The sequence below is a fragment of the Hymenobacter sedentarius genome, from assembly GCF_001507645.1.
Classification (GTDB): domain Bacteria; phylum Bacteroidota; class Bacteroidia; order Cytophagales; family Hymenobacteraceae; genus Hymenobacter; species Hymenobacter sedentarius.
The window spans coordinates 1,578,891-1,598,936 of the sequence record NZ_CP013909.1; the positions used below are offsets into that span (position 1 = coordinate 1,578,891).

The 20,046-nt window shown below is 61.2% G+C and carries 21 protein-coding genes; 9 read left to right on the forward strand and 12 right to left on the reverse strand.

What is annotated here, in order from left to right:
* The first annotated feature begins 19 nt into the window (after positions 1-19).
* From AUC43_RS06535 to AUC43_RS06545, 3 genes are all read left to right on the forward strand, one after another.
* On the forward strand, positions 20-1,744 hold the full coding sequence (locus AUC43_RS06535; RefSeq protein WP_099092882.1) for a BatD family protein: 1,725 nt from the start codon (positions 20-22) through the stop codon (positions 1,742-1,744).
* A gap of 95 nt (positions 1,745-1,839) precedes the next feature.
* On the forward strand, positions 1,840-2,919 hold the full coding sequence (gene aroC / locus AUC43_RS06540) for a chorismate synthase (protein ID WP_068191208.1): 1,080 nt from the start codon (positions 1,840-1,842) through the stop codon (positions 2,917-2,919).
* Between the two features lie 183 nt (positions 2,920-3,102).
* Positions 3,103-3,705 (forward strand): NifU family protein, encoded by a 603-nt coding sequence (locus AUC43_RS06545; protein WP_068191210.1) that lies wholly within the window; start codon positions 3,103-3,105, stop codon positions 3,703-3,705.
* A 193-nt stretch (positions 3,706-3,898) separates the two neighbouring features.
* Here the strand turns inward: AUC43_RS06545 and AUC43_RS06550 are convergent, their stop codons facing one another.
* The 12 genes from AUC43_RS06550 to AUC43_RS06605 all read right to left on the reverse strand — a co-directional run bounded on the left by AUC43_RS06550 (position 3,899) and on the right by AUC43_RS06605 (position 15,122).
* Positions 3,899-4,813 carry a DUF5777 family beta-barrel protein gene (locus AUC43_RS06550; RefSeq protein ID WP_068191212.1) on the reverse strand — a complete coding sequence of 305 codons (915 nt, stop codon included), beginning with the start codon at positions 4,811-4,813 and terminating at the stop codon, positions 3,899-3,901.
* A 29-nt stretch (positions 4,814-4,842) separates the two neighbouring features.
* Positions 4,843-5,418, reverse strand: a complete 576-nt coding sequence (locus AUC43_RS06555) for a YceI family protein (protein WP_071885830.1) — start codon at positions 5,416-5,418, stop codon at positions 4,843-4,845.
* A gap of 11 nt (positions 5,419-5,429) precedes the next feature.
* Complete coding sequence (locus tag AUC43_RS06560) at positions 5,430-5,807, reverse strand: c-type cytochrome (RefSeq protein ID WP_068191215.1); 378 nt, start codon at positions 5,805-5,807, stop codon at positions 5,430-5,432.
* A 90-nt stretch (positions 5,808-5,897) separates the two neighbouring features.
* Complete coding sequence (locus tag AUC43_RS20845) at positions 5,898-7,538, reverse strand: porin family protein (protein ID WP_157780962.1); 1,641 nt, start codon at positions 7,536-7,538, stop codon at positions 5,898-5,900.
* Positions 7,525-8,139: an RNA polymerase sigma factor gene (locus tag AUC43_RS06570; protein WP_068191218.1), complete on the reverse strand. Its 615-nt coding sequence runs from the start codon at positions 8,137-8,139 to the stop codon at positions 7,525-7,527. The genes AUC43_RS20845 and AUC43_RS06570 overlap by 14 nt, the downstream gene beginning before the upstream one ends.
* 252 nt (positions 8,140-8,391) lie before the next feature.
* The gene (secDF, locus tag AUC43_RS06575; protein WP_071885831.1) at positions 8,392-11,388 is read right to left on the reverse strand and encodes a protein translocase subunit SecDF; all 2,997 of its coding nucleotides are present in this window, start codon (positions 11,386-11,388) and stop codon (positions 8,392-8,394) included.
* Positions 11,389-11,516: 128 nt separating this feature from the next.
* Positions 11,517-11,888 (reverse strand): hypothetical protein, encoded by a 372-nt coding sequence (locus AUC43_RS06580; RefSeq protein ID WP_068191219.1) that lies wholly within the window; start codon positions 11,886-11,888, stop codon positions 11,517-11,519.
* Between the two features lie 88 nt (positions 11,889-11,976).
* On the reverse strand, positions 11,977-12,438 hold the full coding sequence (locus AUC43_RS06585) for a DUF4268 domain-containing protein (protein WP_068191221.1): 462 nt from the start codon (positions 12,436-12,438) through the stop codon (positions 11,977-11,979).
* 138 nt (positions 12,439-12,576) lie between these two features.
* Positions 12,577-12,918 carry a hypothetical protein gene (locus AUC43_RS06590; protein ID WP_068191223.1) on the reverse strand — a complete coding sequence of 114 codons (342 nt, stop codon included), beginning with the start codon at positions 12,916-12,918 and terminating at the stop codon, positions 12,577-12,579.
* A gap of 271 nt (positions 12,919-13,189) precedes the next feature.
* A complete protein-coding gene (locus AUC43_RS06595; protein WP_068191225.1) occupies positions 13,190-13,816 on the reverse strand; it encodes a uridine kinase family protein in 627 nt (208 codons plus the stop codon).
* Between the two features lie 84 nt (positions 13,817-13,900).
* On the reverse strand, positions 13,901-14,494 hold the full coding sequence (gene rdgB, locus AUC43_RS06600) for an RdgB/HAM1 family non-canonical purine NTP pyrophosphatase (protein ID WP_068191226.1): 594 nt from the start codon (positions 14,492-14,494) through the stop codon (positions 13,901-13,903).
* Positions 14,495-14,639: 145 nt separating this feature from the next.
* Positions 14,640-15,122, reverse strand: a complete 483-nt coding sequence (locus tag AUC43_RS06605; protein WP_157780963.1) for a hypothetical protein — start codon at positions 15,120-15,122, stop codon at positions 14,640-14,642.
* A 165-nt stretch (positions 15,123-15,287) separates the two neighbouring features.
* Here AUC43_RS06605 and AUC43_RS06610 point away from each other — a divergent pair, with 165 nt between their 5' ends.
* The 6 genes from AUC43_RS06610 to AUC43_RS06635 all read left to right on the forward strand — a co-directional run bounded on the left by AUC43_RS06610 (position 15,288) and on the right by AUC43_RS06635 (position 20,031).
* Positions 15,288-15,557 (forward strand): type B 50S ribosomal protein L31, encoded by a 270-nt coding sequence (locus AUC43_RS06610; RefSeq protein WP_068191230.1) that lies wholly within the window; start codon positions 15,288-15,290, stop codon positions 15,555-15,557.
* Between the two features lie 185 nt (positions 15,558-15,742).
* A complete protein-coding gene (locus AUC43_RS06615) occupies positions 15,743-16,951 on the forward strand; it encodes a GlmU family protein (protein ID WP_068191232.1) in 1,209 nt (402 codons plus the stop codon).
* Between the two features lie 44 nt (positions 16,952-16,995).
* The gene (locus AUC43_RS06620) at positions 16,996-17,193 is read left to right on the forward strand and encodes a hypothetical protein (protein ID WP_157780964.1); all 198 of its coding nucleotides are present in this window, start codon (positions 16,996-16,998) and stop codon (positions 17,191-17,193) included.
* An 18-nt stretch (positions 17,194-17,211) separates the two neighbouring features.
* Positions 17,212-18,357 carry a DNA polymerase III subunit gene (locus tag AUC43_RS06625; RefSeq protein WP_068191235.1) on the forward strand — a complete coding sequence of 382 codons (1,146 nt, stop codon included), beginning with the start codon at positions 17,212-17,214 and terminating at the stop codon, positions 18,355-18,357.
* Positions 18,358-18,394: 37 nt separating this feature from the next.
* Positions 18,395-19,327 (forward strand): hydroxymethylbilane synthase, encoded by a 933-nt coding sequence (gene hemC, locus AUC43_RS06630; RefSeq protein ID WP_068191237.1) that lies wholly within the window; start codon positions 18,395-18,397, stop codon positions 19,325-19,327.
* A 47-nt stretch (positions 19,328-19,374) separates the two neighbouring features.
* The gene (locus tag AUC43_RS06635) at positions 19,375-20,031 is read left to right on the forward strand and encodes a peptidylprolyl isomerase (protein ID WP_068191239.1); all 657 of its coding nucleotides are present in this window, start codon (positions 19,375-19,377) and stop codon (positions 20,029-20,031) included.
* The last annotated feature ends 15 nt before the right edge of the window (positions 20,032-20,046 follow it).

The window sequence follows — 20,046 nt, forward strand, 5'->3', positions numbered from 1 at the left end:
GCGTAACGAGCCGTAGACTATGGGAAAGTATTTTGGGTGGGTAGCGTTGTTGGCGGGCTGCTTGAGCGCAGGTGCGGGCCGCGCCCAGCCCACTACGCTGCCCAGCACCAGCCCAACCCCTGCTGCGCCCGCCGCTCAGCCAAAGCCCAGCCCGGCGGCCCCTGTCACTCAGCATCAGCCCTCGGCTTCGGCTCCGGTTCTTCAGTCCAAGCCTGGCGCGCCCGCCCCGGCCACTCAGGCCAAGCCTGGGCCCACCGTTCCGGCAGCGCCCAGCCCAACCGCCCCGGCAATAGCTAAACCCAGTGCGGCCGCACCGCCCAAGCCGGGCCCTACGACGCCCTCGGAGGTGGCGCTGGTGCCCGGCCCGGCCATGCTGCCGGTCACGGGGATGTTCACGTTGGGGTTTCGGCTGCGCGGCGGGGCGCTGGAGAAGTATTCGGACTTTCCCGAACTCGAAGGCTTTAAGAAAATCGGCAAAACCAGCACCACCACCACGCGCATCGTGCAGGGCCGCCGCTTCACCGACCTCACCATTACGCAGCGCTACATCCCGTATGGCGAGGGCGAATACACCATCAAGCCATTTCAGCTCACCGTGAACGGCGTGATTCTGCGCAGCAGTGGCGCTACGGTGCGGGTGGGGCCGGCCCAGCCCGCCAACTCGGCGGCGCTGACTAAGCCGGCCAACTCCGCAGCCCCGCTCCAGGCAGTGGGCGACCTCGACAAGCTCTTTGGCCAGCCCAAGCCCGCGCTGTACCAGGAACTGCCCGACCGGGCCTTTCTAGCCGTGGTGGCCGACCGGCCCAGCGTGTATGTGGGCGAAGGCGTGCGGGTAGGGCTGTATTTCTACCTCACCCCCGCCGACCAGGCCCAGCTGGCGTTTCACGACTTCACCGACCAACTGCCGCCGCTGCTGCGCGAGCTGCACCAGGCCTCGGCGTGGCAGGAGCCCGGCCCGGAGCCCAGCGTCACGCCCGATACCGTGCGCAGCAAAGGCCAGCTCTACCTGCGCTTCCGGCTGGCCGAGAACGTGTATTACCCGCTCACCACTCAGCCCCTGCACTTCCCGCCCCTGGCCCTGACGATGGTGAAGTTCAAGTTTCTCAAAAAGCCCGAGCCGGGGCAGGATAACCGGCTGGCGGGGTACAAAACCTATTTGTCCCTGGGCACCACGGTGCAGGTGCGGCCCCTGCCGCAGCAGGCCCAGCGCGGGGCCGTGGCGGTGGGCAGCTACCGGGTGCGCGAGGCCATCAGCCGGACCACGTTTCGGGTGGGGCAGTCGTTTGCGTACACGTTTGGGGTGGAGGGGCGCGGCAATTTGTCGGCGCTGCTGGCGCCGGCTTTCGCCGCCCGGCCGGGGCTGGAAGTGTACGGGCCCGAGGTGAGCGAGGTGCCCGCGCCGGGCGGCGGGCGCAAGCTGTTTCGCTACCGGCTGGTGGCGCGGCAGCCCGGCACCCTGCCCCTCGATAGCCTCCTGCAGCTGGTAGTGTTCAACCCCGCCACGGCCCGCTACGATACCCTGCGCCCAGAGCTACGGCCCAAGGTGCGCGGCGATGTGGGCACGCCCGCGCCGCTGCCCAAGCCCGAAGATGACCCATTCTACGGCCCGGCGCTGGCCAATGCCGATACCACTATGCAGTCCTTGGACGTGTACCGCGACGTGCGGCGCTACTCCGACTGGGTGCTGCTTGGGCTGGCCGGGGTGGCCGGGTTTGGCTGGTGGCGGGCGGGGCGCCGTCCTTAGCTCAATCTCAGCCCAAGGGCTGGGATAAGCCCGGCGGCATGCCGACCTTTGCGCTTCCTGATTGCTCCGGCGTCGTTTCCTTTTTCATTCGTTTCATGTCCAATTCCTTCGGCTCCCTCTTTCGCATTACCACCTTTGGCGAGTCGCACGGGGCGGGCATCGGCGTCATCATTGACGGCTGCCCGGCGGGGGTGCCCGTCGAAGCCGCCCACATTCAGGCGGCGCTGGACCGGCGCCGGCCTGGCCAGTCCGACCTCACTACCCCGCGCAAGGAAGCCGATACCGTGCAAATTCAGTCGGGTTTGTTCGAGGGCTTCAGCACGGGCACGCCCATCAGCCTGTTCATTCCCAACGCCGACCAGCGCTCCGACGATTACTCCCACATTGCCCACGCCTACCGCCCCAGCCACGCCGACTACACCTACGACGCCAAGTATGGCCGGCGCGACCACCGCGGCGGCGGCCGCAGCTCGGCCCGCGAAACGGCGGCGCGCGTAGCCGCTGGGGCCGTGGCCGCGCAGTTGCTTGCGCATTTCGGGGTTGAGGTGCTGGCCTACGTCTCGGCCGTGGGCGAAGTGGAAGTGCCACTCGAGTACCAGGACCTGGATTTGAGCCTTATCGATACCAACCCCGTGCGCTGCCCGCACCCCGCCACCGCTGCCCGCATGGAAGCGCGCATCCGCGAGGCCCAGGCCGCGCACGATACCGTGGGCGGCGTCATCACTGGGGTAGCGCGCCACGTGCCCGCCGGCCTGGGGGAGCCCGTGTTCGACAAGCTGCCCGCCGTGTTGGGCCACGCCCTGCTCAGCATCAATGCGGTGAAAGGCTTCGAGTTTGGCTCCGGCTTCGCGGGCACCCGCCTGCCGGGCTCGGTGCACAACGACGAATTCTATACCGACGAAACCGGCGCCGTGCGCACCCGCACCAACCACAGCGGCGGCAGCCAGGGCGGCATCAGCAACGGCCAGGACATCAATTTCCGCGTGGCCTTTAAGCCCGTGGCCACACTGCTGCAGCCCCAGCAGACCATCAACGACCAGGGCGAGGCCATTACGCTGGTAGGCCGTGGCCGCCACGACCCCTGCGTGCTGCCGCGCGCCGTACCCATTGTAGAAGCCATGACCCAGCTGGTGCTGGCCGATTTGCTGTTGCGCGCCCGCGCCAACCGGCTGTAGCGTGGAGTCTGTGAGTCCATGCATGACGACTTTCGAACGCTTCTTTCCACACGCGGACTCGCAGACTCCACGCTACATCAAATGATGTAGGTACATTTGCAACCTCTGCCGCCCCAACGCGGTTGTACCTTAGATGTGTCGCAGGCACTGCGACGTTCCCCTTCCGATACTAAGCCCCAAGCCATGTCCGCTGTTTCTATTTATGCCGAAGCTTCTCCCAACCCGGAGAGCATGAAATTTGTCCTCAATTCGAACTTACTGGCCGATGGCGTGAGCGTGGATTATCCCACCCTCGAAGCTGCTGCCAACTCGCCGTTGGCGCAGGAGCTGTTCGGCTTCGATTACGTGGGCCGCGTGTTCATCGCCCAGAACTTTGTTACCGTCACCAAAAACCAGCCTGAGCTGGCCTGGACCCAGCTCATCCCCGAGCTGCGCCAGTTCCTGAAGAGCTACGTAGAGGCCGGTGGCCCCATTTTCCTGGTTGACCCCGCCGCTGAGCAAAAAGCTGCCCAAGCCGCCACCGCCGGCGACCCCACCCAGCAGGAAGGTCAGATTGCCCAAAAAGTAATCGACCTGCTCGACAACTACGTGCGTCCCGCCGTGGAGCAGGATGGTGGCAACATCACCTTCAAAAGCTACCACGAAGGCATTGTGACCGTGAACCTGCAGGGGTCGTGCTCGGGCTGCCCGTCGGCCACCGTCACGCTTAAGTCCGGTATCGAAAACCTGCTCAAGCGCATGGTGCCCGAAGTGCAAAGCGTAGTTGCCGAAGGCATTACGGTATAATTTAGGACCTGTCATTGCGAGGCTGCAGGCCGTGGCAATCCGTCCTGGTCTCAGCGACCAGCCCAATAAAGTAACAAGCCCCGGCACTACGCAGTGTCGGGGCTTGTTACTTTAAAAGGGCTTGTCACAACTCAGGGTTGGTCGCACAGAGAGGAAGGATTGCCGCGCTGCTCTCGCAATCACAGGCGCGTCCTTACAGCTGCGACTTAATCGTAAAATTCCGGACAATGGTGAAGCCGAAATAAATGTCGCCCTTGAAGAAATTGCCATCCGTTTGGGGCACGAAGAACTTCTCCGTCATGCCCTTGGAATTGGTGACGTGCAGCTGGAAGACGTGGCCGCCGGTTTCGATGTCGACCCCGACGCCGAGGGCGTTACGAAACGTATTGGCCGTATTGCCCGGGAGCAGATAGAAGTAGTCGGCGGTGAAGGCAATGCGCTTGGTGAGCTTCTGGCGCAGGCCCGCCCCGATGGCGTACACGTCGTTTTGCATGGCCGAGGTGGCCACAAAGTTGCGGTGAACCAGCGTGGGCATGAGTTGCACCGAGAGGTCGGGGCTGACCTTGCGCGCAATCAGGGCCTGGTACACGTATTCGAGGCGTGAAGCCGGCGTGCGCTCCACGGTGGGGTCGTTGAAGCGCAGGGTGGTGATGGCCGACGAAGCCAGCAGCGTGACCGAAACCGGCACGGCGTGCGGGCCCGTGGTTTGGCGCAGGGCCCGGTACTTGAGGAAGCCGTCGAAGGTTTTGTCTTGCGAGCTGCGGCCAATGCCGGCGGCCAGGCGGCTGGTGATGCCGTACTCAAAACTCAGGCGCAGCACGGCCTGATCAAGGCCAAAGAAATTGTAGGCGCCGCTGTTGAGCGTGCCAAAGCGGTGCTGAATGAGGAAGGCCAGCATGCCTGGGCCCGTAGTCTCCACCGATTGGGCGTTGATGATGTGCGTGCCCTTGAACGTGGCCGCCACCACCTCGCTTTTGGTCGAATCAGCGGTCTGCTTTTCAAGGTCGTGCAGCAGGTCATTTTGCGCCTGGGCCGGGCTCGCCCAAGCGAGCAGGGAAGCCAGGAGCAGGCCAGTGAAGTAAAGTGTGGAGCGGGCGGAATGGGCCATAGCAGCAGAAGGAGATGAATAAAAATAGCTCAACGGGCGGCGCCCACTGCGCCGGGGGCGGGGTCGCAGGTCAGGTCCACGCGCACGCTCACGACCTTGGCAATGTGGTCGCGCACGAGGGCCGGTATTTGGATGTTATAATCGGCGGGGGCCACCGGGAACATGGAAAAGGCTATTAGTTGGCTGCCTCTCAGCTCCACGCTGGCGGGTACCTGAATGTGATGCGTGACCCCGTGCACGGTCAAGTCGCCCTCTACCTGCACGTTGTGCGGCCCGGCCGTGGCTAGCGCGGCCGCATCAAAGCCCAGAAAGCGGCCCGAAAAGGTGGCTTTGGGGTACTTGTCTGACTCCATGTAGTTCTCGTTGAAGTGCTCCTGCATCAGGCTGCGCTTGAACACAAACCCCTTGATAGGGACCGCAAAAGCCAGCTGGCTGGTATTAAAGTCCAGCACCGCCGCCACCTGCTGGTTTTTGGCCTCAATATCCTCAAGCGGGCTGGACGAAAAAAAGGATACCCGCCCGTTCTTGGTCATGTACTTGTTCTGCGCCTGGACATGGTCCAGGGCCGTGAGCAGCAAAAAGAGCAAAAGCAAGGAGCGTTTCATTGCAGTAGGGGTTAATTGTTGAGTTGGCCCGCGTCTATCCACGCCTTGATGCGCAGGATGTCGCATTCCGGGATTTTGGCCCGGCCCTTGGGCATCTCATCGTAGCCGGGCGTGTGCTGAATGGAGTTCAGGATGCTGGCGGCCGGGTAGCGTTTGATGGTTTGGTAGCTCCCGAAGTCGTTGCCGCCGCCGAGCACGGACGCCACGTTGCTGCCGTGGCACTCCCGGCAGTGGGCGTCGAAAATGGGCGAAATGACTCCTGCGTAGGTCACGGACTGCGGCGAAGCGTCGCAGGGGACGGGCGTGGCGTCCGGGTCGCCGTGTGAGTAGGTGCAGCTGGCCGCCACGCTCAGCAGCAGGGCGGCACCCGCCACAAGCTGGCGGGACAAGGTCCGGTAAGAATGTTGGCTCAACATCTCGGGCATAATATGAGGCTGGTAGAAAAGGCTGGTCGTTGCCGTGGCGCGCCCGGGCCGGGGTTAGAACCCGTATTTGGCTCCAAAAAAGATGCCGCCGCTCACCAGCTGCACCTTGCCCACGCCTACGCCGCCCAAGGGCAGCTTGAGGTAGGGTTCGGCCTGCAGGCTCCAGCGGGTGCTCAGGCTGCGCTCGTAGCCGAACGACAGGTTGGCGATGCTGAACAGGTGGCGGTTGGCATTCACCACTTCCCATTCGGCGTAGCGCGCCATGTTCTGGTACACGTAGGGGTAAGAATACCGCTCGCGCTGCATAAAGAAGGAGGAAAGCCCCAGGCTGCCGAATACTTTGTACTGGGGCTGCGTGAGCAAGTCATAGCGTAGGTTCAGGGGCACGTCCAGCACCTGGCAAGTGCCCTCCACGTCCTTGAAGTCGTACTGCGCCACCTGCTGGGAAAAGGCGCCCCAGTTGTAGTCTTCGCGGCGGGCCGTGTATTGCTTGGTGGAGCGCAACAGGCCCGTAGTCAGCCGCAAGCGGTTGGTCAGGCGGTACTCCAGCGTCACCCCGACGTTGAGCAGCGGGCTTTGGACACTGGCAAATTTTACGGTCGTCACATCGGGTGCCCCCACCACGCCCACGTAAAAGCGGGGCTGTCGAACAGGTACGGGCAGTGGCGCGTCGTTGGGCACGCTCACCATCGCGCCAGTCCCCAGCGCAACTGGAAACTCCGGCGCCGCACCAACCTCCAACGCCACCGGCCGCAAAGCCAGCCCGGTCAGGCCAGGTTCTTCACCAGCGCTCCCGGCTGCTACGCCCGAGCCTTCTAGCGCCCCAGTGCTGGTGGCTGCTTGGCCAGCCGTAGCGGCTTCCGTCGTGTTAGCCGCCGGAGCCGTACTACGGGGCTGCTCCGAAGGAACAATGGCGCGCCGGTTCGCAGAATGAGATGACGCGGAATAAATTGAGCTGGATTCTGAAGCTGCTAATCTGGTCTTGGCGGAAGTTGCCTCCGCAGAAGTAGCGGCTACTGCTGCTTGAGAAGAGCTTACGGGCACCGCGGCTTTGCGCGGCGAATTGAGCTGAATTCTTTCGGCTTTCAGCAGTGTCTTTCGTGATGTAGATGAGGCGGCAGTACCTACCCTCAACCCATTGTGGATAGCCAGATTTTCAGCCTGCGAAGGGGCTGTGCGAACTGGCCTGCGGGGGGCGTCGGGAGCAACGGCAGCAATAAACCGCGATGAGTTGGGCTGAACTACATGAGCCGATGGCGCGGCCGTAGTGGCCGCCACAGTAGTGGAAGGCCCGCTCGCCGCAGCTGGCGCCGAGGACGCGGGGGCTACGGCAGCCGGGGCCTTGGTCGGGAGCGCCGGTTGAGGCGCGGCCGCGTGGCTTGGCTGCTTGGCGTCGCCGCGAGTAATCAGTGCATGGGTGGCTTCTATTCTGGCCGGCGTGGCGGCGAGGGGGCTCGTGCCGGCCGGCGTGGCCGTATCGGTGGGCCACAGCAGCCAGCCGGCTGCCACCAGGGCCACAATGGCCACTTCGGCCGCAAAATACTGCCACAGCTTCCGCCGCACGGCTTGCTCAATCACCGTCTTGTCTAGCTCCTTTTCCAGGCGCAGCCAGGCATCCAGGGGGAAGGAGGCGGGCTCGGGGTCCGGTGGGTCCAGGCGTTGGAACGCCTTATCAATATCGTTATCCGACCACATAGCGCGCTTTTTCAGAAGTAGTACACTGGGCCAGCATCGTCCGCAAGTGAGCTCGGGCCTTAAATAAGTTTGATTTGGAAGTGCCCACGGAAATGTGGAGCTGCTCGGCAATTTCTTCGTGGCCGAAGCCGTCTATCACCGCCAGGTTGAACACCGCCCGGTAGGCCGGGGGCAGGCGCTGCACCAGGGCCAGCAGCTCGTCGTAGCTCAACGCGTCGAGGGGCGTGGGGCCACTGTCGGCCTGGTTCAGGGACACATCGTCGAGCTCCTGCTGGTGCTGGTGGCGTTCGTTGGCGCGGTAGTGGTCGATGGCGGTGTGAATCATGATGCGCTTAAGCCAGCCGCGGAACGAGCCCAGCACATCTTCGGGATGGCGGGCTGCATCGAAGCGGGCCACGTCGCGGAATACTTTCACAAACCCGTCGTTGGCCGCTTCCATGGCTTGGTCGCGGTTGCGGGCGTAGCGCAGGCAAATGCTCATCGCATAGCCGTAGAACTGGCCGTACAGCCGGCGTTGGGCCACCCGCTCCTGCAGCCGGCAGGCAGCCAGCAGCTCCGGCAGTGCCGGAGGGCCAGAATCAGAGGGGACGACGTGCAGCATAATGCAGCGGTAGATAGGCTTGTTTAAACGACTCGGAAGTTAAGCAAAAAGGGTTGCCTAATCACTGATTTTTCGGATTGAAGCGGATTTCACGGATTTTGTGGACAATGACATGCGCTCCTGCGTAGCCGCGCCCCGACCATGCCCACACAAAAAAAGCCGCCCACCGGGCGGCTTTTTTACCTTGAGTCTCAGGAACTGAATCGGCCACGAAATCCGTGAAATCCGCTTCAATTCGAAAAATCAGTGATGTTACACGTTGGCCGTGCTCAGCTTGGGGGCGTCGCCGGGTAGGCCGGTTACGTCTTCGCCAGCGGCGAGGCGCTCGCGCTCCTCTTTCTTGCCGTAGGTGTCGAGGATAATCGGGGTGGCGATGAACAGCGACGAGTACGTGCCGAAGATGATGCCCACAATCATGGTGAAGGAGAACGAACGGAGGGTTTCGCCGCCGAAAATGTACAGCACCAGCACCACCAGGAACACCGTCGTGAACGTAATCATCGTCCGCGAGAAGGTGGAGTTCAGGGCCGGGTTCACCACCTGGGCGAAGGTCAGCTTGGGGTTCTCGCGCAGGTACTCCCGAATACGGTCGTAGATAACCACCGTGTCGTTCATCGAGAAGCCGATGATGGCCAGCACGGCCGCCACGAAAATCTGGTCCATCTCATAGTTCACGCCGAAGGCCCGCGCAATGGGGAAGGCGGCAATCACGAGCAAGGCATCGTGAAACAGGGCGATAACGGCAGCCATTGAGTACTGCCACTTCTCGAAGCGGAACAATACATACACGAAGATGCCCAGCAGCGTGAGACCCAACGAGAGCACCGAAGTGCGCTTGATGTCGTCGGCGATGGTAGCGCCCACTTTCGAAGCAGAGGGAACCTGTGGGCTGGCCGAAGCAAACTTCTGCAGGCCCTGGTCCAGGGCGGCGCGCACCTGCTTGTCGGCGGTTACGCTTTCGTCGTCGGCCAGGTAGCCGGTGGTCACGCGCAGGCGGTTTGGAGCACCGTACTGCTTCACTTCCAGGCCCGCGCCTTTGAAGGCCGGCCGGAGCTGGTCGGCTACGTCGGAGGCCACCATGGTCTTGTTGAAATCAACCACGTAAGCGCGGCCGCCCTGGAAGTCGACGCCCAGGTTGGGGCCGCCCTGCAGGTACATCAGCACAAAGCCGAGGATGATAACCGACGCCGAGAAAATGTAGGCGATTTTGCGCTTGCCCACGATGTCGAAGTTCAGGTTTTTGAACAGGTTGCGCGAAATCATCGTGCTGAAGGTCATCGGGTGGTTTTCGTTGCCCTTAATCAGCCACTCAATGATGAGGCGCGACACAAACACGGCCGACAGGAACGAGGTGAGCACGCCAATACCAAGGGTGATAGCGAAGTTCTGCACCGGGCCCGTGCCGAAGAAGCCGAGGATAACGGCAATGAGCATCGTGGTTACGTTGGAGTCGAAGATGGCCGAGAAGGCGCGCGAGTAGCCTTTGTTCACGGCATCGGACAGGCCCAGGCCGTGGTTCAATTCTTCCCGCACCCGCTCGAAAATCAGTACGTTGGCGTCAACCGACGAGGCAATTACCAGAATCAGACCGGCGATGCCGGGCAGCGTGAGCGCCGTGCCAAACTGCGCCAGCACGCCCAGAATCAGGAACATGTTGAAGAGCAGGGCCACGTCGGCCACGATACCAGCGCGGCCGTAGTACAGCGCCATGAAAATCATGATAATCAGCAGGCCGGCCAGCGACGAGTATAGGCCTTGGTTGATGGCTTCCTTGCCGAGCGAAGGACCCACTACGGCTTCTTCCACAATGCGGGTAGGAGCGGGCAGCTTACCAGCCTTTAGCTGGTTGGCCAGGTCCTGGGTGTCTTCAATGGCGAAGCTGCCCGTGATGCTGGTGCCGCCGCCCGTAATCTCGCTCTGCACCACCGGGGCCGAGCACACGTAGTCGTCGAGAACCATGGCCACTTGGCGGCCAATGTTGGCGCCGGTCATTTTGGCCCACTTGCGCGAGCCCGCGGGGCTCATGTTCATCAGTACCTCGGGCTGGCCGGTAGCACCAATGTCGGCGCGGGCGTCGCTGATTACTTCGCCGCTCAGCATGGGCACGCCGTCGCGGGTTTTGCGCACCGGAATCAGCTCCAGGTACTCCTGCTTGTCGATGGTGGTGGGCTTCAGGCTCCAGAGCAGGGCCAGGGTGGGGGGCAGCACGGCTTTGGCCTCCGGCGAACGCAGGATGCTGTTCATGCGGGCGGTGTCGCGCAGGTTCACACCCAGGCGGCCGGGCATGGTGAACAGGCTGGCCAGCACGCCGCCTTTGGTCGACGTAGCGGCCGAGTCAGCAGCGTTCTTAGCCGATTTCTTGGCCAGTTGGGCAGCCAGGGAAGAAGAGTCGCCCGCGGCGGCTTTGTTGCCAGCCAAGGCTTTGGAGGTATCGGCAGCAGCGGTGGTAGCGCCGGCTTTCTGCGCGGCGGCTTTGGTGGCCAGCTGCTGGTCGAGCTGCACGAGGTAAGGAGCCACTTCGTTCTGGTTCCATACTTCCCAGAACTCCAGCTTGGCTTGGCCTTGCAGCAGCTTGCGCACGCGGTCGGGGTTGTCGACGCCGGGCAGCTCAATCTGGAGGCGGCCGGTGCCTTTCACGCGCTGGATGCTGGGCTGGTTCACGCCAAACTTGTCGACGCGGGTACGCAGGATGTTGAACGAGCGGTCGATGGCTTCTTCAACTTCCTTGTCGATGGCCCCAATCACCTTTTCGTTCGACGAGTTGATGTCGATGTTGCGGCTCTTGTTGGTGGTGTTGGCAAAGATGGTAGCCAGCGGCTTGCCACCCGAGTTCTGCTGCCAGGCTTGGGCAAACAGTGCCGTAAACGGCGTGCCCGAGTTGGTTTTCTGAGCCTGCTGGGCTTGCTCCAGCGATTTGTTGAATGCGGCGTCTTTGCTGTTGCCGCTCATGGCCCGCACGATTTCTACCGGCGATACCTCGAGCGTTACGTGCATGCCGCCTTTCAGGTCGAGGCCCAGGCCGAGCTCGCTCTGGCGCACCTCGCGGTACGTGAAGGGCCCAAACACGGGCGCGCGCCACACCGAGTCGAGGTAGTGCTGGCGGGCGGTTTCGTTGAGCTTGCCGTCGCGGGTGGCGTAGGCCACGGCTTTCTGCTGCACACCACGCGAGACGTAGGTGAAGAACAGGAAGTACGCGCACAGCGCCGTCACCACGACGGTTAGGGCGATGATTAATCCTTTATTACGCATTATGAAAAGTGTTGATTGTTGAGTTTTGAATGTTGAGTGCGGGGCGTGAAAAAGGGCTGGCGGTGAACGGCAGTTTAACCGAAACGGCAAAACGCATTCAACCCTCAACCCTCAAAATTCAACACTTGCTAAGGGGCTTGCGGCGACAAGGCCACGGCCAGCAGCCGCGCCCGAAAAAACTCGCCGGCCCGCACGCCGGCATGGAGGCGCGGCACCGCCAGCGCCCGCCGCAGAGCGGGCAGCCACAGCGAGGGCACCGCCGCCGGCAGCCAAGCCACCACGGGCGGCGCCACAAAGTGCTCCAGTGTTGCGGTGGCTTCCAGCAATACCTTCTGTTTTACCACCGTTGCTTTGGGCGGGGCGAAACGGGTTTCCCCCTTGCCCACCGGCAGGCGCAGTACGCTCACGGCGCGCTGGTTCAGGCCCAGCACCAGCAGCACCGTAGCGGCGAGCAGTGCAAAGCGCAGCGAAAACCAAAAACGTGTGAGCAGAGCCAGCATGGGTATAAACGGGGACTGCAAAGGTAATATTTTGGCGGGGATGTTGGCAAGCAGCACTATAAAGCCGCTTCACATAGCTGTCAGGGCGCTATTTCAGGGCTTCGAAGGTGTATTGCGCGTCGGCCCAGAACGCATCGAGCGCCATAATCCGGGGCTTAAAAAAAGAAATAAGCGCGGGCCAGTCTTCCCGATTAAACAGGTTGGCGGGGCGCAATTCAATATAAATGCGGCTGTAGGGTAGGCCCACGGCGTCAGTGGCTTCCGCTTCCCAGCTCCATTCCTCGCCCAAGGCTTCGTGAAGCAAAGCCTTTAGCTCAACAAACTGCTCATAAAAGAGCTCCCGGATGCCCGCGTCCGGATGCGTCAGCTCAATGGCGATGGTGGCGCGCCGGTTGTCGGCCTGCATCCGGAAGTACACGTGCTTGATGCCCGTCTTGTAGTTTATCCAGTTGGTCGAATCGCCTTCGGCCGACGGCACCGGAGCCATGTACTGCCCAAAGGCCGTCCAGAAAGCCTGGCGTAGCTGGGTTACTTCTGCTTTGCTATACATTGGAGATTGGGCCCATAAGCCATAAGCCGGGACTACAATGGCCCGGCTCCTTCACATGAGGTACCAAAGAAAGGGCGTCGACTGCTTATCGGAAGAACAAGCAAATGCTCCGTTGAGCCACAGCCGGCCCAAGTTGAGCTAAAGCGGCGTGGCCCACCAGCCGGTTGCGTTGGCTTGAATGGCTACGGCGCCGGCGTTTTGGTAGTACTCGTCTACGCATTCCCGGAACATGGAATTGTTGGTGCTGGAAAAGCACACGGCGTGGTCGGCGGGCGGCAGCGGCCCCGTGTGCACCCTGAAGATGCTGCCCCGCTCGGCCTTCGTAATTATAAGGTAAGTGGTGTCGCTTAGCGACGTGGTGGTCGCCTCAAACATGGGCCCGTAGGAAGTGTCCGGGGTGATGTCTCCCCTCAGATTCTTGTTGTGGGCCGGGTGTTGCAGAATGCCGACCTGGCTGTTTTTGTCGCAGCCCATCAGCATAACTAAACCCAACGCGGCCAAAACCGCTTTTCGGGGAGTGACTTGTGAGAGCGTACTGCTCATATCCAAAGCAAAAATGATTATCTCAGCAAAGCCCGGGTGCCGCGCTTGGCACTACGGCGCTACCCGGCTAGCTTTTATAGGTCCAAGATAATATTGTTTTGCTTATACAGTATGGATAGGTTAAAAAATTATACGCTCACCCCTGTGTGAAGCGTGTGTGCTGTTCATAAGTAAAGTCAATTGCCCTGAGAGGATGCTTGCTTATTGCTTAGACTTCTTTAACCACCTTGGTTTGCAGAAAGCCGACCAGCACTTCCAGGCCTTTCTCAAAGTGGCGGTTGTTCGGAATTACGATATCGGCGTAGTGCTTGTAGGGCGCAATAAACTGCTCGTAGGTGGGGGCTACGTGGTGGGTGTAGCGGTAAAGCACATCGGCCAGGTCATAGCCCCGCTCGTCACGGTCGCGGATAATGCGGCGGTGCAGCTTCACGTGTTCCTGGGCATCGATGTACACTTTGAGGTCCAGCAGCTTCGCGATTTCTTCGAAGTGAAACACGAAGATGCCTTCTACCACCACAATGGGGGCGGGCCGGAACACCAGTTCCTTTGGCGTGGCGGCCGCGTTATTAAAGGTGTATTCCGTCCGCCGTACTTCGTGGCCCTGGCTGATGCGCAGCACGTCGGCGGCATAAGCCGCGGCATCGATGCTGGCGGGCAAGTCAAAGTTTTCCACCCCCTGGTCGTCGCGCATTTGCTTTTCGCGGGGATGATAATAATTATCCTGCGAGATGAGGCAAATCTGGTCTTCGGGAAAAGCCGCCAGTAGCCGCCGCAGAAACGTGGTTTTGCCAGAGGCGCTGCCGCCGGTGATGCCAATAAGATAAGGGGTGTGCATAGCAGGCAAAGGTAACGCTTCGCTCAATGAGGAATGAAGAATGAGGGCTGAAGAATTGAAACGGGCCCAAGTGCCCGGGCTTCCTCACCCCTCATTTAGAAACTTGACCAGCCCGGCCACGGCCCGCGCCCGGTGGCTGATGAGGTTCTTCTCGGCGCCGCTCATTTCGGCGAAGGTGCGCCCGTTGCCCTCCACCGGCACAAACACGGGGTCGTAGCCGAAGCCGCCCGTGCCCCGCAGGTCTTCCGAAATATAGCCCGCCACTTCGCCCGCAAACTCGTGCATAGAGCCGTCGGCGCCGGCCAGGGCCACTACCGTACGGAAACGGGCCGAGCGGTCAGGCACGCCGGCCAGCTCTTGCAGCAGCTTGGCCACGTTGTCTTCGGCCCGCCGCTGGGGGCCGGCGTAGCGGGCCGAGTACACGCCCGGCTCCCCGTTGAGGGCGGTTACTTCCAGGCCGGTATCGTCGGCAAAGCAGGCCACGCCGTAGTGCTGGCGCACGTATTCTGCTTTTTGGCGGGCATTGCCTTCCAGGGTGTCCTGGGTTTCGGGCAGCTCTTCGTGGCAGCCGATGTCGGCCAAACTCAGCAGCTTGAGGCCCGGGGGCAGTAGCGGGCGGATTTCGTCGAGCTTGTGCGCGTTGTTCGATGCAAAGCAGAGCTGGGTGGGAGCTGGCATAGGTGAGGGTATAGTAAGAGCGTCATGCGGAGCTTGTCGAAGCATCTCAACTGCAATACTAAATCTATTTAGCTGCCCGGTAGAGATGCTTCGACAAGCTCAGCATGACGTCCATTGTTCGTTCAATTAACTACTGAGGCCCCACTTACCGGAACATCGACTTTATGGTGCCCCAGGAACGCTGCATGGCACTGGGGGTGCCCGCCAGCACGGTGAGGTAGCTTTGGTCGCCGCTGGTGCTGCGCACCGTGAGCCGATACGTGAGCGGGCCGCCGGCTGCGGCACCGGTGCTACCCGCCGTGGTCCGGAGCGGGTTGGTGTCGAGGAGCTGGTAGCGGCGCTGGCCGGTGGGCCTGAGGCTGCTCACGGCCGTGTAGCTGGTTTCGGTGGCGGCTTTGCGGGAAATCTCAAAGCCGGTGACGTTGGTTTCTGAGTTTACTTGCCAGTCTAGGCGCACATTGGGGCCGTCGTAGCCCGCCGTAAAAAGCGTGAGGGAAGTGGCCACAACTAGGCTTGCATTCCAGAGCACCAGCAGCAAGGCGGCGGGGCCGAAACGACGAAACAGACGGCGGATGAGGGGGGATTTCAGCACGCGCGACAGCCCGGCCCCAAATAGGGACGGATTCAAATGTACACGCATATCGGAACGCCAACAAGCTCATCAACACCCACTGGCAGCGCTTATCCCCCGTAAAATATTGAGGCCAGAGTTGGGTATTTAGGAGCTAAGCTGTACTTTTGCAGTCCCTTCCGCAAAATCGGCAGGGTTCAACTGGTAAAACTGGCCCCCGATATGAAAAAAGAGACCCACCCCGAGTATCAGGAAGTCGTGTTTCAGGACACTTCCTCGGATTTTAAGTTCATCACTCGCTCCACGATGAAGCCGACCGACACCATCACGATGGAAGACGGCAAAACGTATCCGCTGGTGAAAATCGAAGTGAGCAGCGCCTCGCATCCTTTCTACACCGGCAAGAACATGTTCATTGACACGGCCGGCCGTGTGGAGAAATTCCGCAGCCGCTACGCCAAGAAAGAGCAGAACAGCGCCAACAAAGAATAGCTTTTTGAGTTGTCAGTTGCTCGTTATCAGTTGTTAGGCTGATGGCCTGCCAACCGAAAGCTCCCGGTAGCCCAGCTGCCGGGAGCTTTTCTTTTTACGATACCCGAACTTTGTAATCGGGGCTGCCTTCACCAACTTGGGTGCCTAAGCTAACCACTGCCAACTACCACCTGACAATTAACTAGATGCACGTTCTGCTTTTCGACGACCCGGCCATCCGGCCGCACTTGCTGCCGTTCACCTTCACGCGCCCCGTGGCGGCGCTGCGCTGCGGCATTCTGACGCTGGCCGAAAAATGGCAGTACCGGCTGGGCGTGGCGGCGGTGGGCTACCTCACGCAGCCTTATTTGCAGGAGAAGTTTCCGGCTGGCGACGTAAGCGGGCCAGCCCTCATCATAAACGGCGCCGTGTGCCCCGACGACCTGCTCGTCCGCCAGGTGCAGGCTTTGCACCCCGGCCAGGCCCTGTACTGCGACGAGCGCCTGGTGGCCGCCCACGTGGCCGACGCCTCGCTCGTGGCCGAGCTAATCCAGGACGGTCCGCCCGAATCCCGCCAGGTAGCCGAGCCGGTGACGGTGGTGACCCGGCCCTGGCATTTGTTTCTTTTCAACGGCGCCGAAATCCGCCGCGACTTTGCCCTCCTCACCCAGGGCCGCACGTCGCAACCCATCTCCGACCCGCACACCATCGTGTACGGGGCCGAAAACATCTTCATCGAGGAAGGTGTGAAAATCCGCGCTGCGATTCTCAACGCCGAGGATGGCCCCATTTACCTAGGCAAAAACTCACAGGTGCACGAAGGTGCCATCATCAAAGGCCCGCTGGCTTTGTGCGAAGGCGCGCACATCAACGCCGGCGCCAAAATGCGCGGCGACAACACCGTCGGCCCGTACTCCAAAGTGGGCGGCGAAGTGGGCAACAGCATTCTGTTGGGCTACGCCAACAAAGGCCACGACGGCTACCTGGGCAACTCCGTTATCGGCGAATGGTGCAACCTCGGGGCCGATACCAACACCAGCAACCTCAAGAACAACTACGCTTCCGTTAAAATATGGAGCCACAAGGCCCACCGCTTCGTGGACACCGGCCAGACCTTCTGCGGCCTGATGATGGGCGACCACAGCAAGTGCGGCATCAACACCATGTTCAACACCGGCACAGTGGTGGGCGTGGGCGCCAATATTTTTGGGGCGGGCTTCCCGCGCACGTTTATCCCGAGCTTCAGCTGGGGCGGCGCGGCCGGGTTCGAGACCTTCAAACTGCCCAAGGTGGACGAAGTAGCCGAACGGGTGATGGCCCGCCGCGCGCTGCCCTACACCAAAGTTGAGCAGGATATTATGAAGGTGGTTTTTGAAGCGACGGAAGCGGATAGGGTTTGGGAAAAGGCTAAATAGCAATGAGTAAACTCTTGATTGGCTTCTGCTGCTTCTTCCTGTCTATGATGGTAGTAGTAGGATTTGTTAATTCCTGGATTTCGGGCTTATTGAAGCTTGCGGTGACTGGTATCGCGGTATTGCTGTTGCTTCGGTTGCTGCGAAAGGAAATGGACTGGCAAACAAAAGTTTTCGGTGCTATAGGCTTCACATTTTTGGCCTGCATCCTTTCGATTGGAGCTGATTTTGTCTTGTTGCGTTAATTCGCCAATAACGATTCCATGACCTTCGCCGAAATCCCCAACCAAATTGCTGTGAAACAGCTGCTGCGCCAGTCGGTGCAGCGGCAGCACGTGGCGCATGCCCAGCTTTTTCGGGGTAGCGAGGGCGGCGCGGCGCTGGCCCTGGCCCTAGCCTACGCGCAGTATTTGAACTGCGAAGCGCGCGCTGCTGATGCCGAGGACAGCTGTGGCCACTGCCCGGCCTGCACCAAAACGGCCAAGCTGGCCCACCCCGACCTGAACTTCATTGTGCCCGTGACCACCACCAAAACGGTGACCAAGGACGCGGTGAGCAACAAGTTTATGGCCGAGTGGCGCTCCTTCGTGCTCGACAACCCCTACCAGGGCCTCAACGACTGGATGCAGCACATCGGGGCCGAAAACAAGCAGGGCAACATCTCCAAGGACGAAGCCGTGCAAATCCTGAAGCTGGTGAGGCTGAAGGCTTTTGAGGCCCGTTTCAAAATCGTCATTCTGTGGCTGCCCGAGCTGATGCACCCCGCCGCGGCCAACGCCGTGCTCAAGCTGCTGGAAGAGCCACCGCCCGCCACCATCTTCCTGCTGGTGAGCCACGCCCCCGAGCAGCTGCTGCCCACTATCATCAGCCGGGTGCAGCCGGTGGTGGTGCGCCCGTTTTCGGAAGACGACATCACCACCTTTCTCCAGGAGCGCCACCACGTGCCCGAGGCCAAGGCCCGCCAGGTAGCCCAACTGGCCAATGGCAGCCTGGGCGCCGCTTTGGCCAGCCGCGACACCAACGCCGACCACGACTATTTCGAGTTTTTCCGCGACTGGATGCGGCTGTGCTTCAACTTTGGCAGCAAAGCCGGGGACATTCTGAAGAAAAGCGAAGAGTTTCAGAAGCTGGGCCGTGAAAACCAAAAGGAGCTGCTGGCCTACTCCTTGGGCCTGGTGCGCAAGGTTTTGCTGTTCGGCATCGACCCCAAGTTCGTACCGCATCTAGCCGGGGGCGAGCAGCAGTTTGTCATCGGCTTCGCCAAGTTTGTGACGCCGCGCAACGCCGATTTGCTGGCCAAGGAGCTCACCGACGCCCACTACCACATCGAGCGCAACGCCAATCCCCGCATGGTGTTCGTCGACAGCTCGCTTCGGCTGGGCGGTCAGCTGCGCTTGGCCCAAGGCTAGGGCCGTTGGGGGTTAAATGTTAAACGATAACTGTTAAATGACCAGTCCCATTCGCCTCGCTACCCGCGGCAGCCGCCTCGCCCTCTGGCAGGCCGAACACGTGGCCAACCTGCTCCATAATGCCGGGTTCGCCACCGAAATCGTGCCCATGCAAACCACCGGCGACGCCGTGCAGGACCGCTCATTGGCCAAAATTGGTTCGAAAGGAGTCTTTACCGAAGAGTTGGAAGAAAGCCTCCGCCGGGGCGAAACCCACTTGGCCGTGCACTCGGCCAAAGACGTGCAAAGCAGCATTCCGCCCGACCTGGAGCTGCTGGCTTTCCTGGAGCGCGAGCAGGTAAACGACGTGGTATTGAGCTTTAACGAGCATTTTGAGCTCAATAAGTCCGGCATCGTGCTGGGCACGAGCAGCACCCGCCGCAAAGCCCAGCTGCGCCGGTTTTACCCCGGCGCCACCACGGCCGAGGCCCGCGGCAACCTCCAAACCCGCATCCGCAAGCTGGAAGAAGGCCAGTACGATGGGCTGGTGCTGGCCTACGCCGGCGTGCACCGCATGGGCTACGACCATCTGGTGCGCCACACCCTGCCCACCTCCCAGTTTGTGCCCGCTACGGGCCAGGGCAGCATCGCCATCGAGTGCCTGGCCGGGCTAGCTCAAGACCTGAAAGCCCAACTCAAAGCCGCCCTCGACCACCCGGCCACCCATACGTGCCTGGCGGCCGAGCGTGCCTTCCTGCATACCATGGAAGGCGGGTGCAGCATCCCCTCTTTTGCGCTGGCCACGCTGGAAGGCAACGGCGCGGTGCGCCTGCACGGCGGCCTCATCAGCCTCGATGGCGAGGAATACGTGGAGGAAATTCAGTGGGCCGACGTAGCCGATGCCCGCGCGCTGGGCGTATCGGTAGCCGATGCGGTGCTGGCCCGGGGCGGCCGCGAAATTCTGGCCAGCATCCGCGAGCACCGGGGATAGGCGCTATAATTTTCGGTAGTTCTCCCCGTTTCCTTTCTTTGTTCTCTATGAAACACAACATCTATTGCCTGGCATGGGCGCTGCTGGCGCTGCTCTGGGTGGCCAGCCCTGCTTTCGCCGCCGATAAGCCCGGTAAGCACCCCAAAAAAAGCAGTAAGGACGAGGTGGTCACCATCAGCACTTCGCAGGGCATTATCCGCGTTATTCTGTTTGAGGATACCCCGCTGCACAAGGCCAATTTTCTGCAAAAAGCAAAAAGCGGCTTCTACAACGGCACCACCTTCCACCGCGTCATCCCCGACTTTATGATTCAGGGCGGCGATGCCAACTCCAAGGACGCCGACCCAAGCAATGACGGCCTGGGCCAAGCCAACGAAGGCACGGTACCCGCTGAGTTTGTAGCAGGCCACCAGCACAACTACGGTGCCTTGGCTGCTGCCCGCCAGGGCGACTTCGCCAACCCGCAGCGCGCCAGCAGCATATCGCAGTTTTATTTGGTGGAAAACCACGAGGGCACCCATTTTCTCGACGGCCAGTATACCGTTTTTGGCCAGACCATCCAGGGATTGGACGTCATCGACAAAATTGCCAAAATGCCCCGCGACGGCCGCAACCGGCCCACCGCCGACATCAAGATGACCATGAAAGTGGAGAAACTGAAGCGGAAGAAAATCGCCAAGCTCTACGGCTATACCTACCTGTAAGCAGCTTAGCCCATT